The organism is Sinorhizobium fredii NGR234, from assembly GCF_000018545.1.
In the GTDB taxonomy this organism is placed as follows: domain Bacteria; phylum Pseudomonadota; class Alphaproteobacteria; order Rhizobiales; family Rhizobiaceae; genus Sinorhizobium; species Sinorhizobium fredii_A.
In genome coordinates, this window is the sequence record NC_012587.1 from 443,613 (window position 1) to 457,820 (window position 14,208).

Genomic DNA, 14,208 nt, shown 5'->3' on the forward strand with positions numbered 1-14,208 from the left:
GCCGATTTAAAAACAGAACATGCAACAATTCAAAGTGTTACAGCGACCCTAGCGCGTCCGATTGGACGCGCGGCGCTGTAGAACGCACGGCCCTGTAGCCGGCCGGTGTTATATCACGATAACCTTGGTGCCGATTTTGACGCGCTCGTAAAGATCGACGACATCCTCGTTGCGCATGCGGATGCAACCGGACGATACGCCATAACCGATCGTCCAGGGCGCATTGGTGCCATGGATGCGATAGAGCGTGGAGCCGAGATACATGGCGCGGGCGCCGAGCGGGTTTGCCGGACCGCCGTCCATGCGGTCCGGCAGATAGTGACCTTTGGCCGCTTCGCGCGCGATCATCTCCCCGGGCGGCGTCCAACTCGGCCACTCGGATTTCCGGGTTATCTTGTGCGCGCCGGCCCATTCGAAGCCCGGCTTGCCGACCCCGACACCGTAGCGGCGTGCTTGTCCGTCGCCGGTCACGAGATAGAGGAAGCGATTGTTGGTGTCGATCACGATCGTGCCGGGCTTCTCGCCGGTATCGTAGGCCACCATCTGCGGCAGGAATTGCGGGTCGAATTGCGACTTCAACGGCTTTTGTGCGCGGTGGGCGGCGGCAGGCTGCACGGCCGCCGTTTCCAGCCGGCGCTTCGTCGGGCGGCGCTCCACCTGTTTTCGGGTGGCGGCCGGGGCTTGCGGCCGATAGACGGCCGGACGCACCCCTTCGCCGGTCAACTGCATCACCCAGGGCGCGGTGAGGTCGGGGCTGACAATCACCGGCGGGCGGTTCCGGTATCGGTCCGACGCGCCCGCGCCGGCGGGGAGGGTGCAGACAAGGCACGTGGCAAGCAAAAGGAATTTCTTCATCATCGAACGGACTCGCTACCTACGCCGAACTAACTTTTTGGGGCAGCGCGGCGGCTGCACCTGGAATGGCGGGATGCTCGCATTCCTCCGCCACCGAACGGTAAACGCCGCTTCGATAAAATGCCGTGATGTGGATAAAGCTTTGGGTAGGGTTATTCCCCGCTTTATGAATCTGGTTTGCAAATGGTAAATGGAACAAAAGAGAAACGGGACGAGAGAGCAGCGATGTCGGCAAGGGGCTTGATAACGGGCGAGGACGGGCGGCAACGTTGCGCCTGGCACGGCAATCTCGAGGACTACCGGCGCTACCACGATGAGGAATGGGGCCGCCCGGTGACGGACGATCGTCGGCTGTTCGAGAAGATCTGCCTGGAAGGTTTCCAGTCCGGTCTCTCCTGGCTGACGATCCTGAGGAAGCGCGAGTCGTTTCGCTCGGCCTTTTCCGGCTTCGACTTCGACGCGGTCGCCGAATTCGGTGAAGCCGACATCGAGCGCTGCCTTGCCGATCCCGGCATTGTCCGCCACCGCGGCAAGATCGTCTCGACCATCAACAATGCGCGGCGGGCAAAGGAGTTGCGTTCGGAATTCGGCTCGCTCGCCGCCTATTTCTGGGCGCACGAACCCGATGGAAGCGAACGCCCAGAGGTGGTCGACTACGAAACGTTGATCGCCAATCCGACAACACCGGCATCGGTCCGAATTTCGAAGGACTTGAAGAAACGCGGCTGGACCTTCGTCGGCCCGACGACCGTCTACGCTTTCATGCAGGCCATGGGGCTGGTCAACGACCACCTGGAAGGTTGCTTCTGCCGTGAAGGCATCGAGGAGATGCGGCGGCAATTCGCAAGGCCCACGACATAACTGACGGAGTGGCCCTCCCCGTACCTCCGGTAGAAGCGGGGAGGGCGGTCTCGGCTAGCCGCCGTGCCCGGCGAGCCATTCCTTCATCATCTTGATCTCTCCCTCCTGGACCTTGATGATGGTTTCCGCGAGCTTGCGGATCGCCTCGTCCTTGCCGTATTCGAGCTCGACCTTCGCCATGTCGATCGCGCCCTGGTGGTGAGCGATCATGCCGCGCACGAAGTCGACGTCGGCATTGCCGGTGAAGTCGATGTCCATATCCTTGTGCATCTTGGCATTCGCTTCGGCGAAGGCCCTGCTCGATGGTGCCGGCTCGGCCGCCGTTGCATCGTGTTTCATGCCTTGATGACCGCTCTCTTGCGAAAGTGCGGGACTGCCGATCGATGCGGCGATCATCAAAGCAGTGAGGATCCTTTTCAGGGACATAATGCGTACCTTTCCAATCTATGGGGTTTATGACTTTTGCTGCGAAGTCGCAGCGCTAGACGGAAGGGTAGCGTTTGGGCGGCGGGGACAGGGGTTTGAGGGCTTGGTCGAGGAGTGTCGCCTGACGCTGCGGCGTGAGCCGTGTCGAAGGCCCCGCGGATCGCGTGAGCCCCATGGGCGCTGCATCGATCGCGACACAGGCCGAGCAGAGCGTCGGGTGGTCCGATTTTGCCGGACCGGGACAATGGGCCTGCTTCCCACAATGGCTGCCGCCATCCGCGGAGGCATGCCGCATGGTATCGGAGGTCAGCACGTTGTGGTGGTGTGTGTTAGCGGCCTTCGCTGCGATGTCGCGCGCCTGGGCGACCGCAGGAAGGGCGCCGCCAAGCGGGGCGGACAGAAGCAGAAGGATGATGGCAAGCCAGCGCAGCATGCCGGGAAGATAGGCTACTGCATCTCGAATAAGAAGGGGCGGCATGGGGAGATCGCCAAGTCGTGATCGCCTCATCAAGCCGGCAACGCAGATCGACTCCGGGGCACGGCGAATACGCCTTGCAGGGAACCTCCTGCGCCATGTGCGCCGAGCGTCGAGTTTCCGATGCAGCAAAGCTGGTATGCGCTTCCGCTCGGCCGGCGGACCATCGCCGAAAAGCAGAAGGACGAGGACGTCGCTGTCGCCTGTTCCAAGATGCTCAGGATTGTCGCTCGGTCTTCCTGGTCGTAGGCCCGGACGAGGTCGATGATGCCGCAGGGATTCTGCCTCAGGCCAAGCAGCGAAAGTGTCCGTAGGCCGACCACAAAGGCGCCGCTGTCCACGTCGCAATGCCACCGGTCGATCACATAGCCAGCCTTCGCGAGCGCGCGGGTCCAGGCCCCATGGGTTTCCGGATTGAGCGGTCGTATCGCTGCCGCCCCGGGCGTCATGACAGTCAGCATTTTGCCAAAGTCTCCGTTGAAGCCCCAAGTCTCCGTTGAAGCCTCAAAGTCTCCGTTGAAGCCCATGTGTCGAACGGCTTAACTTATAAGCGTAGTGCGACAGATTTACAATCATCGCGTTGTGATCGGAAACGTTAAACCGAAACGCTTTTTGCGCCGCCTGGTTCCGCGATCTTTCCGGATGCCGGGCTGACCACCCTTTGTCGGCCGCCGCCCTTGCCGCCCTTGCCGTGATCCGGTAGGGAAGGCACCGACCAAGCTTTAGAGCCCGGAATGCCTTCCATGAACGACAAACCGAAGAAACCGCAGAAGCTAAAAGCACGCCTGCCGCGCGGCTTCGTTGACCGTTCGGCTGCGGATATCCGCGCCGTCGACGAGATGATCGCGAAGATCCGCGAAGTCTATGAGCGCTATGGTTTCGATCCCGTCGAAACGCCGCTGTTCGAATATACCGATGCGCTTGGCAAGTTCCTTCCCGACAGCGATCGGCCGAACGAAGGCGTGTTCTCGCTGACGGACGACGACGAGCAATGGATGAGCCTGCGCTACGATCTGACGGCGCCGCTTGCCCGTCACGTGGCGGAGAACTTCAACGAGATACAGCTTCCCCACCGCACCTATCGGGCCGGCTACGTGTTCCGCAACGAAAAGCCGGGGCCGGGCCGCTTCCGCCAGTTCATGCAGTTCGATGCGGACACCGTCGGCGCCGCCGGCGTGCAGGCCGATGCCGAGATGTGCATGATGATGGCCGACACCATGGAGGCGCTGGGGATTGCACGCGGCGACTATGTGATCCGGGTCAACAACCGCAAGGTCCTGGACGGCGTGCTCGAGGCGATCGGTCTCGGCGGCGGCGACCAGGCGAACGCCCGGCTGACGGTGCTGCGGGCCATCGACAAGCTCGACAAGTTCGGCCCGGAAGGCGTGCGCCTGCTGCTTGGCGAGGGGCGCAAGGACGAAAGCGGCGATTTCACCAAGGGCGCGGGGCTGAATGAGGAGCAGATCCGCAAGATCCTGTTCTTCGTCGGCATCTCCGATTATGCGAAGAGCGCCGGTGAATTGGCCGAGCTCGTCGCCGGCACCGGCAAGGGCACGGAAGGTGTAGAGGAACTCAACACGATCCGCAGCCTCGTGCTCAGCGCCGGCTATGAAGCGGATCGCATCAAGATCGACCCGTCCGTCGTGCGCGGCCTCGAATACTATACCGGCCCCGTCTTCGAGGCCGAGTTGCAGTTTTCCGTCACCAACGAGAAGGGCGAAAAGGTCGTCTTCGGATCGGTGGGAGGCGGCGGCCGCTATGACGGCCTCGTGTCGCGCTTCATGGGTCAGCCCGTGCCGGCAACCGGCTTCTCGATCGGCGTGTCGCGGCTGATGACGGCGCTGAAGAACCTCGGCAAGCTGGGGGTCGAAGAGGTGGTCGCGCCGGTCGTCGTCTGCGTCATGGACCGCGATATCGACAGCATGGGCCGCTACCAGCGCTTCGTGCAGCAATTGCGCCATGCCGGCATCCGCGCCGAGATGTATCAGGGCAACAAGAAGAATTTCGGCGACCAGCTCAAATATGCCGACCGCCGAGGCTCGCCGATCGCCATCATCCAGGGCGGTGACGAACGCGCCTCGGGCATTGTCCAGATCAAGGACTTGATCGAGGGCAAGCGGCTCTCGGGAGAGATCGAGGATAACGTCGCCTGGCGCGAGGCCCGCGTCGCCCAGGTCTCCGTTCCGGAGGGCGACCTCGTCGCGAAGGTCCGCGAGATTCTGGCAGAACAGGCCGAGGACCGGAAAAGGGCAGGCTGATGCCGCTGATCAACCTTCCTGCCTTTGCCGGTGACCTTCTTGCCGACTTCGAGCGGCTGAAGACGCTGCGCGTCGACACGCCGGTGATCCAGCCGGCCGAGCCCTTTCTCGACATGGCCGGGGAAGACCTGCGCCGGCGGATCTTCATGACGCAGAGCGAGACCGGCGACAGCCTCTGCCTGCGGCCGGAATTCACCATCCCCGTCTGCCTTCGCCATATCGAGACGGCAACCGGGACGCCGCAGCGTTACGCCTATCTTGGCGAGGTCTTCCGGCAGCGCCGGGAGGGCTCGAGCGAATTCTACCAGGCGGGTATCGAGGATCTCGGCGACACCGATACGGCTGGCGCCGATGCGCGGGCGATCGGCGACGCCATGCGCGTGCTCTCCAACCGGCTTGCCAATCGGCGACTCAAGGTGACGCTTGGCGATCAATCGGTCTTCGAGGCGGTCATTGCCGCCTGCGGATTGCCGGGCGGCTGGCAGAAGCGTTTGATCCACGCCTTCGGTGACCCCAAACAGCTGCAGAAGCTGCTCGGCGAGCTCGCCGATCCCAAGTCCCCCGGTGTCTTCGGCCATGAAGTCGAGCGGCTTGCCATCCTGGGCATCCTCGACGACGAGGAGCGGCTCGTCGCCCATCTTGCCGAGACGATGGAGGCGACCGGCTATTCCACCAATGCCAGCCGTTCGCCGCGCGACATCGCCCGTCGGCTGAAGGAAAAGATGGAACTGGCGACGACGCGGCTTGACAGGGCCGCCCTCGCCGTGATGCGCGAATTCCTTGCGTTCGACTTGCCGCTTTCCGAAGCACCGGCGGCGCTGCACGCTTTCGCAAAGAAATCGAGACTGAAGATCGACGACGCCCTCTCGCTCTTCGACGCCCGCGTCGCGGCGATCGCCAAGGTCGGCGCCGAGAGCGACCTCATCCGCTATCGAGCCGCCTTCGGCCGTCCGCTCGATTACTACACCGGCCTTGTCTTCGAGATCGAGGCTGAAGGAGCGCCGGCGGTTCTGGCGGGCGGCGGGCGCTTCGATCGGCTGCTGACGCTGCTCGGCGCCCGCGAGCATATTCCGGCCGTCGGCTTCTCTCTTTGGCTCGACCGGATCGAACGGGCGATCGCTGCCGCAGGGGGCGCTTAAATGACGATTACGATTGCGCTACCGTCCAAGGGGCGGATGAAGGATGACGCCTCGGCCATCTTCGAGCGCGCCGGGATGAAGATCGTCGCCGTCGGCAACGACCGCTCCTATCGCGGCCGCGTCGAGGGCTGGGACGATGTCGAGGTCGCCTTCCTGTCGGCCTCCGAGATCTCCCGCGAGGTCGGCAGCGGCGCCGTCGATTTCGGCGTCACCGGCGAGGACCTGGTACGCGAAGGCATCGCCGATGTCGACGCGCGTGTCGAATTCGCGGCCCGGCTCGGCTTCGGCCATGCCGATGTCGTCGTCGCGGTGCCGGAAGTCTGGTACGACGTCGACACCATGGCCGACCTCGGCGACGTGGCCGCCGACTTCCGCGCCCGCCATGGCCGCCGGCTGGCGATCGCCACCAAATACTGGCGGCTGACGCAGCAGTTCTTTTCCGGCAGCCACGGCATCCAACTCTATCGGATCGTCGAAAGCCTGGGCGCGACCGAAGGGGCGCCGGCCTCCGGCTCGGCCGACATCATCGTCGACATCACCTCGACCGGATCCACCTTGAAGGCGAACCACCTGAAGATTCTTTCGGATGGCGTGATCCTGCGATCCGAAGCTTGCCTCGTCCGCGCCCGCAAGCCAGCCCATGACGGCTATCCCATGATCGACCGGATCATTTCCTCCGTGCGCTCCGTCCTCTGAAATCATCGGATGACGGAATTTTCGCCCGGGCACTGACAAATGCAACCGGGGCGACCTATGTAGGGACGGCAGACATCCATCCTACCGTTATTCCCCACCTCGAGGCACCTTATGGCTGATCTTTCCTCATTCCCGATCACGAACCGCTGGCCGGCGAAGAATTCCGACATCATCCAGCTCTACTCCTTGCCGACGCCGAACGGCGTGAAGATCTCGATTGCTCTCGAAGAACTCGGATTGCCCTATGAGGCGCACCGCATTTCCTTCGATACGAACGAGCAGAAATCGCCTGAATTCGTGTCGCTCAACCCGAACGGCCGCATCCCGGCGATCATCGATCCGAACGGACCTGACGGCAAGCCGATCGGCCTTTTCGAATCCGGCGCGATCCTGATCTACCTCGCCGAAAAGACTGGGAAGCTCATTCCGGCCGATGCGGCCCGCCGCTATGAGACGCTGTGCTGGGTGATGTTCCAGATGGGCGGCGTCGGCCCGATGCTTGGCCAGTTCGGTCATTTCTTCAAATTCGCGGCCGACAAGGTTGCCAACAATTCCTATCCGGTGGAGCGCTATCGCGACGAGGCGAAACGCTTGCTCGGCGTCCTCGAAGCGCGGCTCGAAGGTCGCCAGTGGCTGATGGGCGACGCGTACACCATTGCCGACATCGCCACCTACCCCTGGGTTGAGGGCGCACGCAAATTCTATGGCGGCGCCGAGGTGCTCGATTACAAGAGCTTCCCGAACGTCATGGCCTGGGTCGAACGCGGCCTGGCGCGCCCGGCGGCGCAGAGGGGCATGGAGATTCCACGCAAGGAATGATCCGGGCGACGCGCCGCCGCCGAGTTGACGAAAGGCGGGCCGGGAGGCTACGGGTAGGCGGAAATCGGATGAAGCAAAGTGGGTGCGGCGTTCTTCCCGCACCCACTTGGCCTCGCGGAATCGTCGGTCCAAACGGGTGGAAAACGTGTCGGGAAGACTTGTCGTTATCGGTGGCGGCCAGGCGGCCTTTGCTCTCGTTGCCAAGCTTCGCGCTTTGCAGGACACCCGCCCGATCACCGTCATCGCCGCCGAATCGAGTCTTCCGTATCAGCGCCCGCCTCTCTCCAAGAAATACCTCTTGCGGGAAATGACGCTCGATCGCCTGCTCTATCGGCCGGAGGCCTGGTATGCGGAGCACGGGATCGACATCCGCCTTTCGACCAGCGTCACGCGGGTGGACCGCCGCGCAAGCGAGGTCACGCTCAGCGACGGCTCGCGGCTTGCCTACGAGACATTGGCTTTTGCGACCGGCGCGACGCCGCGTCGCCTGCCGGCGTCAATTGGCGGCGATCTGGCGGGCGTCTATGTGGTGCGCGACTTCAGGGATGCCGACCGGCTTGCCGAAGAGATGAAGCCTGGACGGCGTGCGCTGGTGATCGGCGGCGGTTATATCGGCCTGGAGGCGGCGGCGGTGGCCCGCACCTGCGGGCTCGAGGTCACGGTGATCGAGATGGCCGACCGCATCCTGCAGCGCGTGGCTTCCGCCGCGACCTCGGCGATCGTCCGGGAGATCCACCGCTCGCATGGGGTCGATATCCGTGAACGCATGGGCCTTCACCGGCTGATCGGCGATAACGGGCCGGTGACGGCGGCTGAACTTTCCGACGGCTCGGTCATTCCGGTCGACGTGGTGATCGTCGGCATTGGCGTGGGGGCGAATGATGCCCTGGCGCATGATGCAGGTCTCGAAACCGCCAACGGCATCCTCGTCGACGGCCACGGCCGGACATCCGATCCGGCGATCTTTGCGATTGGCGATTGCGCCGTCTTGCCCTGGCAGGGCATGCGCATCCGTCTCGAATCGGTCCAGAACGCCGTGGACCAGGCGGAAGCGGTCGCGGCCATCCTCGCCGGCGGCACCGCTCCCTATGATCCGAAGCCCTGGTTCTGGTCGGACCAGTATGACGTCAAGCTGCAGATTGCCGGCTTCGGGCTTGGCCATGACGAAACCCTGGTCCGTCCGGGCCAGCGCGAGGGCAGCGTGTCGGTCTGGTATTTCCGCCAGGGCAAGCTGATCGCCGTCGACGCCATCAACGACGCAAAGGCCTATGTGACCGGCAAGAAGCTGCTCGAAGCCGGCGTGACCCCCGATCCCGCCCTCCTGGCCGATCCGCAGGTCGATCTCAAATCCTTGCTGGCGTAGCGGCTGCAGCCGCAAGCCCACGCGGGAGCGAAACGGTCGAGGGGGCCGCCGCGCCCCGTGGTTCCCGCCTGTGAGACGACGCAATTCATTAACACTGTCTGGTTGAAATAACGCTGGCTCGCCGATTCTTCATCCTTCCTTAAAGGGGGCAAAGCGAACAGATAGCGACCCGGCGTGGGACAAGCGCGTGCGGGACTGTGCGTTTATTCGGGCGACCTGCGATGTTCAAGATTCTCTCGTGCCTCGTGGTGGAACACGATCTGCGGCTGGTGGCACTGGCAGCGATCATTTGTGCCTTGTCGAGCTATGGTGCCGTGACGCTGCTTCAGCGCGCCCGTCTTTCCAGAGGCGGGCCCCGGGCGATCTGGCTGGGAGCAGCGGGGATCGCCAGTGGCTTCGGCATTTGGGCGACCCATTTCATCGCCATGCTCGCCTATGACCCTGGAGTCGTGCTCGGTTATCACACAAGCCTCACGACCTTGTCGCTGGTCGTCGCGATCCTGCTGACGACGACGGCGCTGGCGATCGCCACTTATGCGAAGGGCCGTCCCGCATGGTTGCTGGGTGGTTTGGTGCTGGGCGCCGGCGTGGGTTGCATGCATTTCCTCGGAATGGCCGCGCTCGAACTGCCTGGCTTCATCCGTTGGGATCGGACGCTGGTCGTCGCGTCGGTCCTCGCCGGTGTGCTCTTCGAGATGGTTGCGATCTTCGCGATCAAGCGGGACCAGTCGAAGGCTCAGTTGGCCGCCACAGCGGCGATGACGCTCGGCATCGTTGTGCTGCACTTCACCGCGATGGGCGCGGTGACGATGGAAGTGGAGTTCGCGACCGGGATCCAAGAGGGCATGATCCAGCCGCATTTTCTGGCCTTCGTGCTTGCCGGAACCGCCTTCTTTCTTCTGTCCGCCGTGCTGATCGCGGCCGGCTTTGCGCGCCACGCCGAAATCCTCGCCGTGGCCTCGGAGAAGGAATTTTCCCGCTTTGTCGGCAGCGTCAAGGACTATGCCATCTACATGCTCGATGTCGACGGCCGCGTGGCGAGTTGGAACGCCGGGGCCGAGGCCAACAAGGGTTACACGGCCGAGGAGATCGTCGGCAAGAACTTCGCCTGCTTCTATTCGCCGGAGGATCAGGCGGCGAACCTGCCGGCGCGCGCCTTGCGCATCGCCCTTGAGGCCGGGCAGTACGAAACCGAGGGTTGGCGGTACCGAAAGGATGGTACCCGCTTCTGGGCGCATGTCGTCATCGACACGATCGTCGGCGAGGATGGCGGCCACGCCGGCTTCATCAAGATTGCCAAGGACATCACCAAGCGAAAAGAGGATGCCGACCGGATCGCCGAGGTCAGCAAGAATCTCGACATTGCTCTCGAAAACATGACACAGGGCATATGCCTGTTCGATCATGCCGACCGCCTGCTGATCTCGAACCGCCGTTGCCTCGAGATCTTCGAATTGCCGGAATCGCTTGCCGGCTTCGGACTGACCTTTCGCGAAGTTCTCGATCGCATGTGTGCCCGCACCTATCCGGATCCGGCCGTCGCGGAAGCGAAGTCGGAAGCGGCCTACCGCAAGCACAGGCTCGAGATTGCCGGGAAGGGCGGCGGCGACTTTGTCGAGAAATTGTCGAACGGACGCTCGATCCTCGTCAAGCATCGCACCCTGCCCGATGGCGGCTGGGTCTCAACCTACGAGGACATCACCGAGCGGCTCGACTCCGAGGAGCAGATTTCCTTCCTCGCGCGTCATGACAGCCTGACCGGGCTGCCCAACCGACTGCAGTTCAACAGCCACCTCGACGAAGAGCTCGACGCGGCCGTCTGGTTCTCGCGCAAGGTGGCGGTGATCGGGATCGATCTCGACAAGTTCAAGGAAGTCAACGATCTGCACGGTCATGCCGCCGGCGACTTCGTGCTGGTGACGATCGCACAGCGGATGAAGGAACATCTTCAAGAGGGCGAATTCGTCGCCCGCTTCGGGGGAGACGAGTTTGCTGCAGTGAAACGTTTCGAGGACCTCTCCGAGGTCCACGACTTCCTGCGGCGGATCGAGACGTGCCTGCAGGAGGAGATGCGCTTCGGTGATTTCGAGCTGAAATCCGGCGGCAGCATGGGTGTGGCCATCTACCCGCAGGACGCGGAGACCGCCGACACCTTGATCAACAACGCCGACCTCGCAATGTATCGCGCAAAGGCGGCGCTCAACCAGACGATCTGCTTCTACGAGGTCTCGATGGACGAGGCCGCCCGCGGACGCAGGGCGCTCGCCAACGATCTCTGGGAGGCGGTGGAGAGGAGCGAGCTGGCCCTGCACTACCAGGTCCAGAAATCCGTCACGACAGGCGACGTGATCGGCTATGAAGTCCTGTTGCGCTGGAACCATCCGGAACGCGGCCTGGTACCGCCGAACGAATTCATTCCGCTCGCCGAGGAATGCGGCGCCATCCTGCCGATCGGCGAATGGGTGCTGCGCCAGGCTTGCCGGGAAGCGGCATCCTGGGATGCCGAGTACAAGATCGCCGTAAACCTGTCGCCGGTGCAGCTGGCGAATGGCGACGTCGTCAGCCTCGTCCACTCGATCCTCGTCGAAACCGGGCTCGACGCGAAAAGGCTCGAGCTCGAGATTACCGAGTCGACGATCATCGACGACAAGGAGCGAGCGCTGTTGACGCTCCGCGCGATCAAGGCGCTGGGCGTGACGATCGCAATCGACGATTTCGGCACGGGTTATTCCTCGCTCGAAACCTTGCGGGCGTTCCCCTTCGACAAGATCAAGCTCGACAAGAGCTTCATGTCGGAAGTCGAAGGCAGCCCGCAAGCAAAGGCGATCATCCGCGCCATCCTCGCGCTTGGCCATAGCCTGCAAGTTCCGGTGCTCGCCGAAGGGGTCGAGACGCAGAAGCAGCTCGACATTCTGCAGGCGGAAGGCTGCGACGAGGCGCAGGGCTATCTTCTCGGGCGACCGGCACCGATCGGTTCGGTGGTCGGTGTCAGGACCGAGGCCGCCTGACGCGCTTCGGTTGCGATACGGCAGAATTTCTCCGCCGTCCTTTTCCTGTGCTTGTCTCAGGAATCTAGGCAGCCCAAGTCCTTGGGCTGAAGAGGCTCTTGCGCGCCGCGGACGCGGCGCTGCTGGATCCCTGTGACAAGCACAGGGACGAGGGCGAAAGGGCATTCGCAAAGCCCAACTACGCTACTGTCGTGTACTTGGCGTCTGAAAGACCGCGGCGCTGTGAGGGCCGTTACGGGCTCGGCCTTGTCATCATGCGTGACGAGCTCGGCCGAGGTTCACCCAATCGCACTCGGTTTCCACGCGAAAGGATGATCTTGAAGAAACTGCCGCAGAAATATCCAACAGCAAAAAGGGCGGCCCGAGAGCCGCCCTTCGATCCGGATGGATCACCTGTGCTAAGGCTGTCGCCTTGTCACATCATGTCCGTGCCGCCCGTTCAGCGCGCTTGACGCGCTGAACTCTCCTTAAGAGCATGGGCGAAGCTTTATGGACTGCTGTGCTAAGGCTGTCGCCTTATCACATCATGTCCATGCCGCCCGTTCAGCGCGCTTGACGCGCTGAACTCTCCTTAAGAGCATGGGCGAAGCTTTATGGACTGCTGTGCTAAGGCTGTCGCCTTATCACATCATGTCCATGCCGCCCATGCCGCCCATGCCGCCCGGCATTGCCGGAGCGTCCTTCTTCGGCAGCTCGGCGATCATGGCTTCGGTGGTGATCAGCAGCGAAGCAACCGAGGCTGCGTCCTGCAGGGCGGTGCGAACGACCTTGACCGGGTCGATGATGCCCATGGCGATCATGTCGCCATATTCACCGGTCTGAGCGTTGTAGCCGAAGTCGTCGGTGTTCTTCTCGAGGATCTTGCCGACAACGATCGAGGCTTCATCACCAGCGTTTTCAGCGATCTGGCGGGCCGGAGCCTGCAGAGCGCGGCGAACGATGTTGACGCCGGCGTCCTGGTCGTCGTTTTCGCCCTTGGCGGTGATCTTGACGGAGGAGCGCAGCAGAGCGACGCCGCCGCCCGGTACGATGCCTTCCTGAACGGCAGCGCGCGTCGCGTTGAGGGCGTCGTCGATGCGGTCCTTCTTTTCCTTCACTTCGATTTCCGTCGCACCGCCGACGCGGATGACGGCAACGCCGCCGGCGAGCTTGGCAAGGCGTTCCTGCAGCTTCTCGCGGTCGTAGTCGGAGGTGGTCTCTTCGATCTGGGCCTTGATCTGGGCAACGCGGCCTTCGATGTCGGCCTTCTGGCCGGCGCCGTCGACGATCGTCGTGTTTTCCTTGGAGATCGAGACCTTCTTCGCACGGCCGAGCATGTCGAGCGTGACGTTTTCGAGCTTGATGCCGAGGTCCTCGGAGATCACCGTGCCGCCCGTCAGGATGGCGATGTCTTCGAGCATGGCCTTGCGGCGGTCGCCGAAGCCCGGAGCCTTGACGGCAGCGATCTTCAGACCGCCGCGCAGCTTGTTGACGACGAGGGTAGCGAGCGCTTCGCCTTCGACGTCTTCAGCGATGATGAGGAGCGGCTTGCCGGTCTGGACGACGGCTTCGAGAACCGGGAGCATCGCCTGGAGGTTCGAGAGCTTCTTCTCGTGCAGGAGAATGAAAGCGTCTTCGAGATCGGCGACCATCTTTTCCGGGTTGGTGACGAAGTAGGGCGACAGGTAGCCGCGGTCGAACTGCATGCCTTCGACGACTTCGAGCTCGGTCTCGGCGGTCTTGGCTTCTTCAACCGTGATGACGCCTTCGTTGCCGACCTTCTGCATTGCTTCTGCAATGTCGAGGCCGATCTGCTTTTCGCCGTTTGCCGAGATCGTGCCGACCTGGGCAACTTCGTCCGAGGTGTTGATCTTCTTGGCCTTGGCGAGCAGGTCCTTGACGACTTCGGCGACGGCAAGGTCGATGCCGCGCTTCAGGTCCATCGGGTTCATGCCGGCGGCAACGGCCTTGGCGCCTTCGCGAACGATCGCCTGGGCGAGAACGGTTGCCGTCGTCGTGCCGTCGCCGGCGATGTCGTTGGTCTTCGAAGCGACTTCGCGGACCATCTGGGCGCCCATGTTCTCGAACTTGTCTTCGAGTTCGATTTCCTTGGCGACCGAAACGCCGTCCTTGGTGATGCGCGGAGCGCCGAAGGACTTGTCGATAACGACGTTACGACCCTTCGGGCCGAGCGTTACCTTGACTGCATCGGCGAGGATGTCGACGCCGCGCAGCATCTTTTCGCGCGCGGTGCGGCCGAACTTGACTTCTTTAGCTGCCATTTTTGAAAGCTCCTGGTTTCGAAATTCCGGAACGTGTCCGGTTTCAA

12 protein-coding genes are annotated in these 14,208 nt (G+C 62.9%); 7 read left to right on the top strand and 5 right to left on the bottom strand.

Translation table 11 applies throughout. The features are described from left to right. Positions 1-108: 108 nt before the first annotated feature. Positions 109-858: a L,D-transpeptidase gene (locus NGR_RS13355; protein WP_012706978.1), complete on the bottom strand. Its 750-nt coding sequence runs from the start codon at positions 856-858 to the stop codon at positions 109-111. Positions 859-1,080: 222 nt separating this feature from the next. Between NGR_RS13355 and NGR_RS13360 the strand changes: the two genes are divergently transcribed. Further along, on the top strand, positions 1,081-1,716 hold the full coding sequence (locus NGR_RS13360; RefSeq protein ID WP_164924180.1) for a DNA-3-methyladenine glycosylase I: 636 nt from the start codon (positions 1,081-1,083) through the stop codon (positions 1,714-1,716). A gap of 54 nt (positions 1,717-1,770) precedes the next feature. Here the strand turns inward: NGR_RS13360 and copM are convergent, their stop codons facing one another. Genes copM through NGR_RS13375 form a run of 3 tightly spaced genes read right to left on the bottom strand, consistent with a single transcriptional unit; the run spans position 1,771 to position 3,078 of the window. Then, complete coding sequence (copM, locus tag NGR_RS13365) at positions 1,771-2,142, bottom strand: CopM family metallochaperone (RefSeq protein WP_012706980.1); 372 nt, start codon at positions 2,140-2,142, stop codon at positions 1,771-1,773. A 55-nt stretch (positions 2,143-2,197) separates the two neighbouring features. Beyond that, entirely contained in the window at positions 2,198-2,620 is a 423-nt protein-coding gene (locus NGR_RS13370) for a hypothetical protein (protein WP_164924181.1), read from the bottom strand. Between the two features lie 29 nt (positions 2,621-2,649). Next, positions 2,650-3,078 carry a hypothetical protein gene (locus NGR_RS13375; protein ID WP_012706981.1) on the bottom strand — a complete coding sequence of 143 codons (429 nt, stop codon included), beginning with the start codon at positions 3,076-3,078 and terminating at the stop codon, positions 2,650-2,652. Positions 3,079-3,351: 273 nt separating this feature from the next. On the opposite strand from NGR_RS13375, the gene hisS reads away from it, so the two are divergent. From hisS to NGR_RS13405, 6 genes are all read left to right on the top strand, one after another. After that, positions 3,352-4,875, top strand: a complete 1,524-nt coding sequence (gene hisS, locus NGR_RS13380; RefSeq protein WP_012706982.1) for a histidine--tRNA ligase — start codon at positions 3,352-3,354, stop codon at positions 4,873-4,875. Beyond that, complete coding sequence (locus NGR_RS13385; RefSeq protein WP_012706983.1) at positions 4,875-6,014, top strand: ATP phosphoribosyltransferase regulatory subunit; 1,140 nt, start codon at positions 4,875-4,877, stop codon at positions 6,012-6,014. The genes hisS and NGR_RS13385 overlap by 1 nt, the downstream gene beginning before the upstream one ends. After that, entirely contained in the window at positions 6,015-6,710 is a 696-nt protein-coding gene (gene hisG / locus NGR_RS13390; RefSeq protein ID WP_012706984.1) for an ATP phosphoribosyltransferase, read from the top strand. It abuts the gene before it with no gap. 111 nt (positions 6,711-6,821) lie between these two features. Beyond that, entirely contained in the window at positions 6,822-7,529 is a 708-nt protein-coding gene (locus NGR_RS13395) for a glutathione binding-like protein (protein WP_012706985.1), read from the top strand. A gap of 145 nt (positions 7,530-7,674) precedes the next feature. Next, complete coding sequence (locus NGR_RS13400; protein WP_012706986.1) at positions 7,675-8,892, top strand: NAD(P)/FAD-dependent oxidoreductase; 1,218 nt, start codon at positions 7,675-7,677, stop codon at positions 8,890-8,892. 221 nt (positions 8,893-9,113) lie between these two features. Then, a complete protein-coding gene (locus NGR_RS13405) occupies positions 9,114-11,900 on the top strand; it encodes a bifunctional diguanylate cyclase/phosphodiesterase (RefSeq protein ID WP_012706987.1) in 2,787 nt (928 codons plus the stop codon). A gap of 623 nt (positions 11,901-12,523) precedes the next feature. Here the strand turns inward: NGR_RS13405 and groL are convergent. Further along, entirely contained in the window at positions 12,524-14,161 is a 1,638-nt protein-coding gene (gene groL, locus NGR_RS13410; protein WP_012706989.1) for a chaperonin GroEL, read from the bottom strand. Positions 14,162-14,208: the final 47 nt, after the last annotated feature.

Excerpts from the sequence above, each read along its gene's own strand:
- NGR_RS13360 (WP_164924180.1), top strand. The coding sequence starts at position 1,081 with ATGTCGGCAAGGGGCTTGATAACGGGCGAGGACGGGCGGCAACGTTGC.
- NGR_RS13405 (WP_012706987.1), top strand. The coding sequence starts at position 9,114 with ATGTTCAAGATTCTCTCGTGCCTCGTGGTGGAACACGATCTGCGGCTG.
- NGR_RS13355 (WP_012706978.1), bottom strand. The coding sequence starts at position 858 with ATGATGAAGAAATTCCTTTTGCTTGCCACGTGCCTTGTCTGCACCCTC.
- groL (WP_012706989.1), bottom strand. The coding sequence starts at position 14,161 with ATGGCAGCTAAAGAAGTCAAGTTCGGCCGCACCGCGCGCGAAAAGATG.
- hisG (WP_012706984.1), top strand. The coding sequence starts at position 6,015 with ATGACGATTACGATTGCGCTACCGTCCAAGGGGCGGATGAAGGATGAC.
- NGR_RS13375 (WP_012706981.1), bottom strand. The coding sequence starts at position 3,078 with ATGCTGACTGTCATGACGCCCGGGGCGGCAGCGATACGACCGCTCAAT.
- NGR_RS13385 (WP_012706983.1), top strand. The coding sequence starts at position 4,875 with ATGCCGCTGATCAACCTTCCTGCCTTTGCCGGTGACCTTCTTGCCGAC.
- NGR_RS13370 (WP_164924181.1), bottom strand. The coding sequence starts at position 2,620 with ATGCCGCCCCTTCTTATTCGAGATGCAGTAGCCTATCTTCCCGGCATG.
- copM (WP_012706980.1), bottom strand. The coding sequence starts at position 2,142 with ATGTCCCTGAAAAGGATCCTCACTGCTTTGATGATCGCCGCATCGATC.
- NGR_RS13395 (WP_012706985.1), top strand. The coding sequence starts at position 6,822 with ATGGCTGATCTTTCCTCATTCCCGATCACGAACCGCTGGCCGGCGAAG.
- hisS (WP_012706982.1), top strand. The coding sequence starts at position 3,352 with ATGCCTTCCATGAACGACAAACCGAAGAAACCGCAGAAGCTAAAAGCA.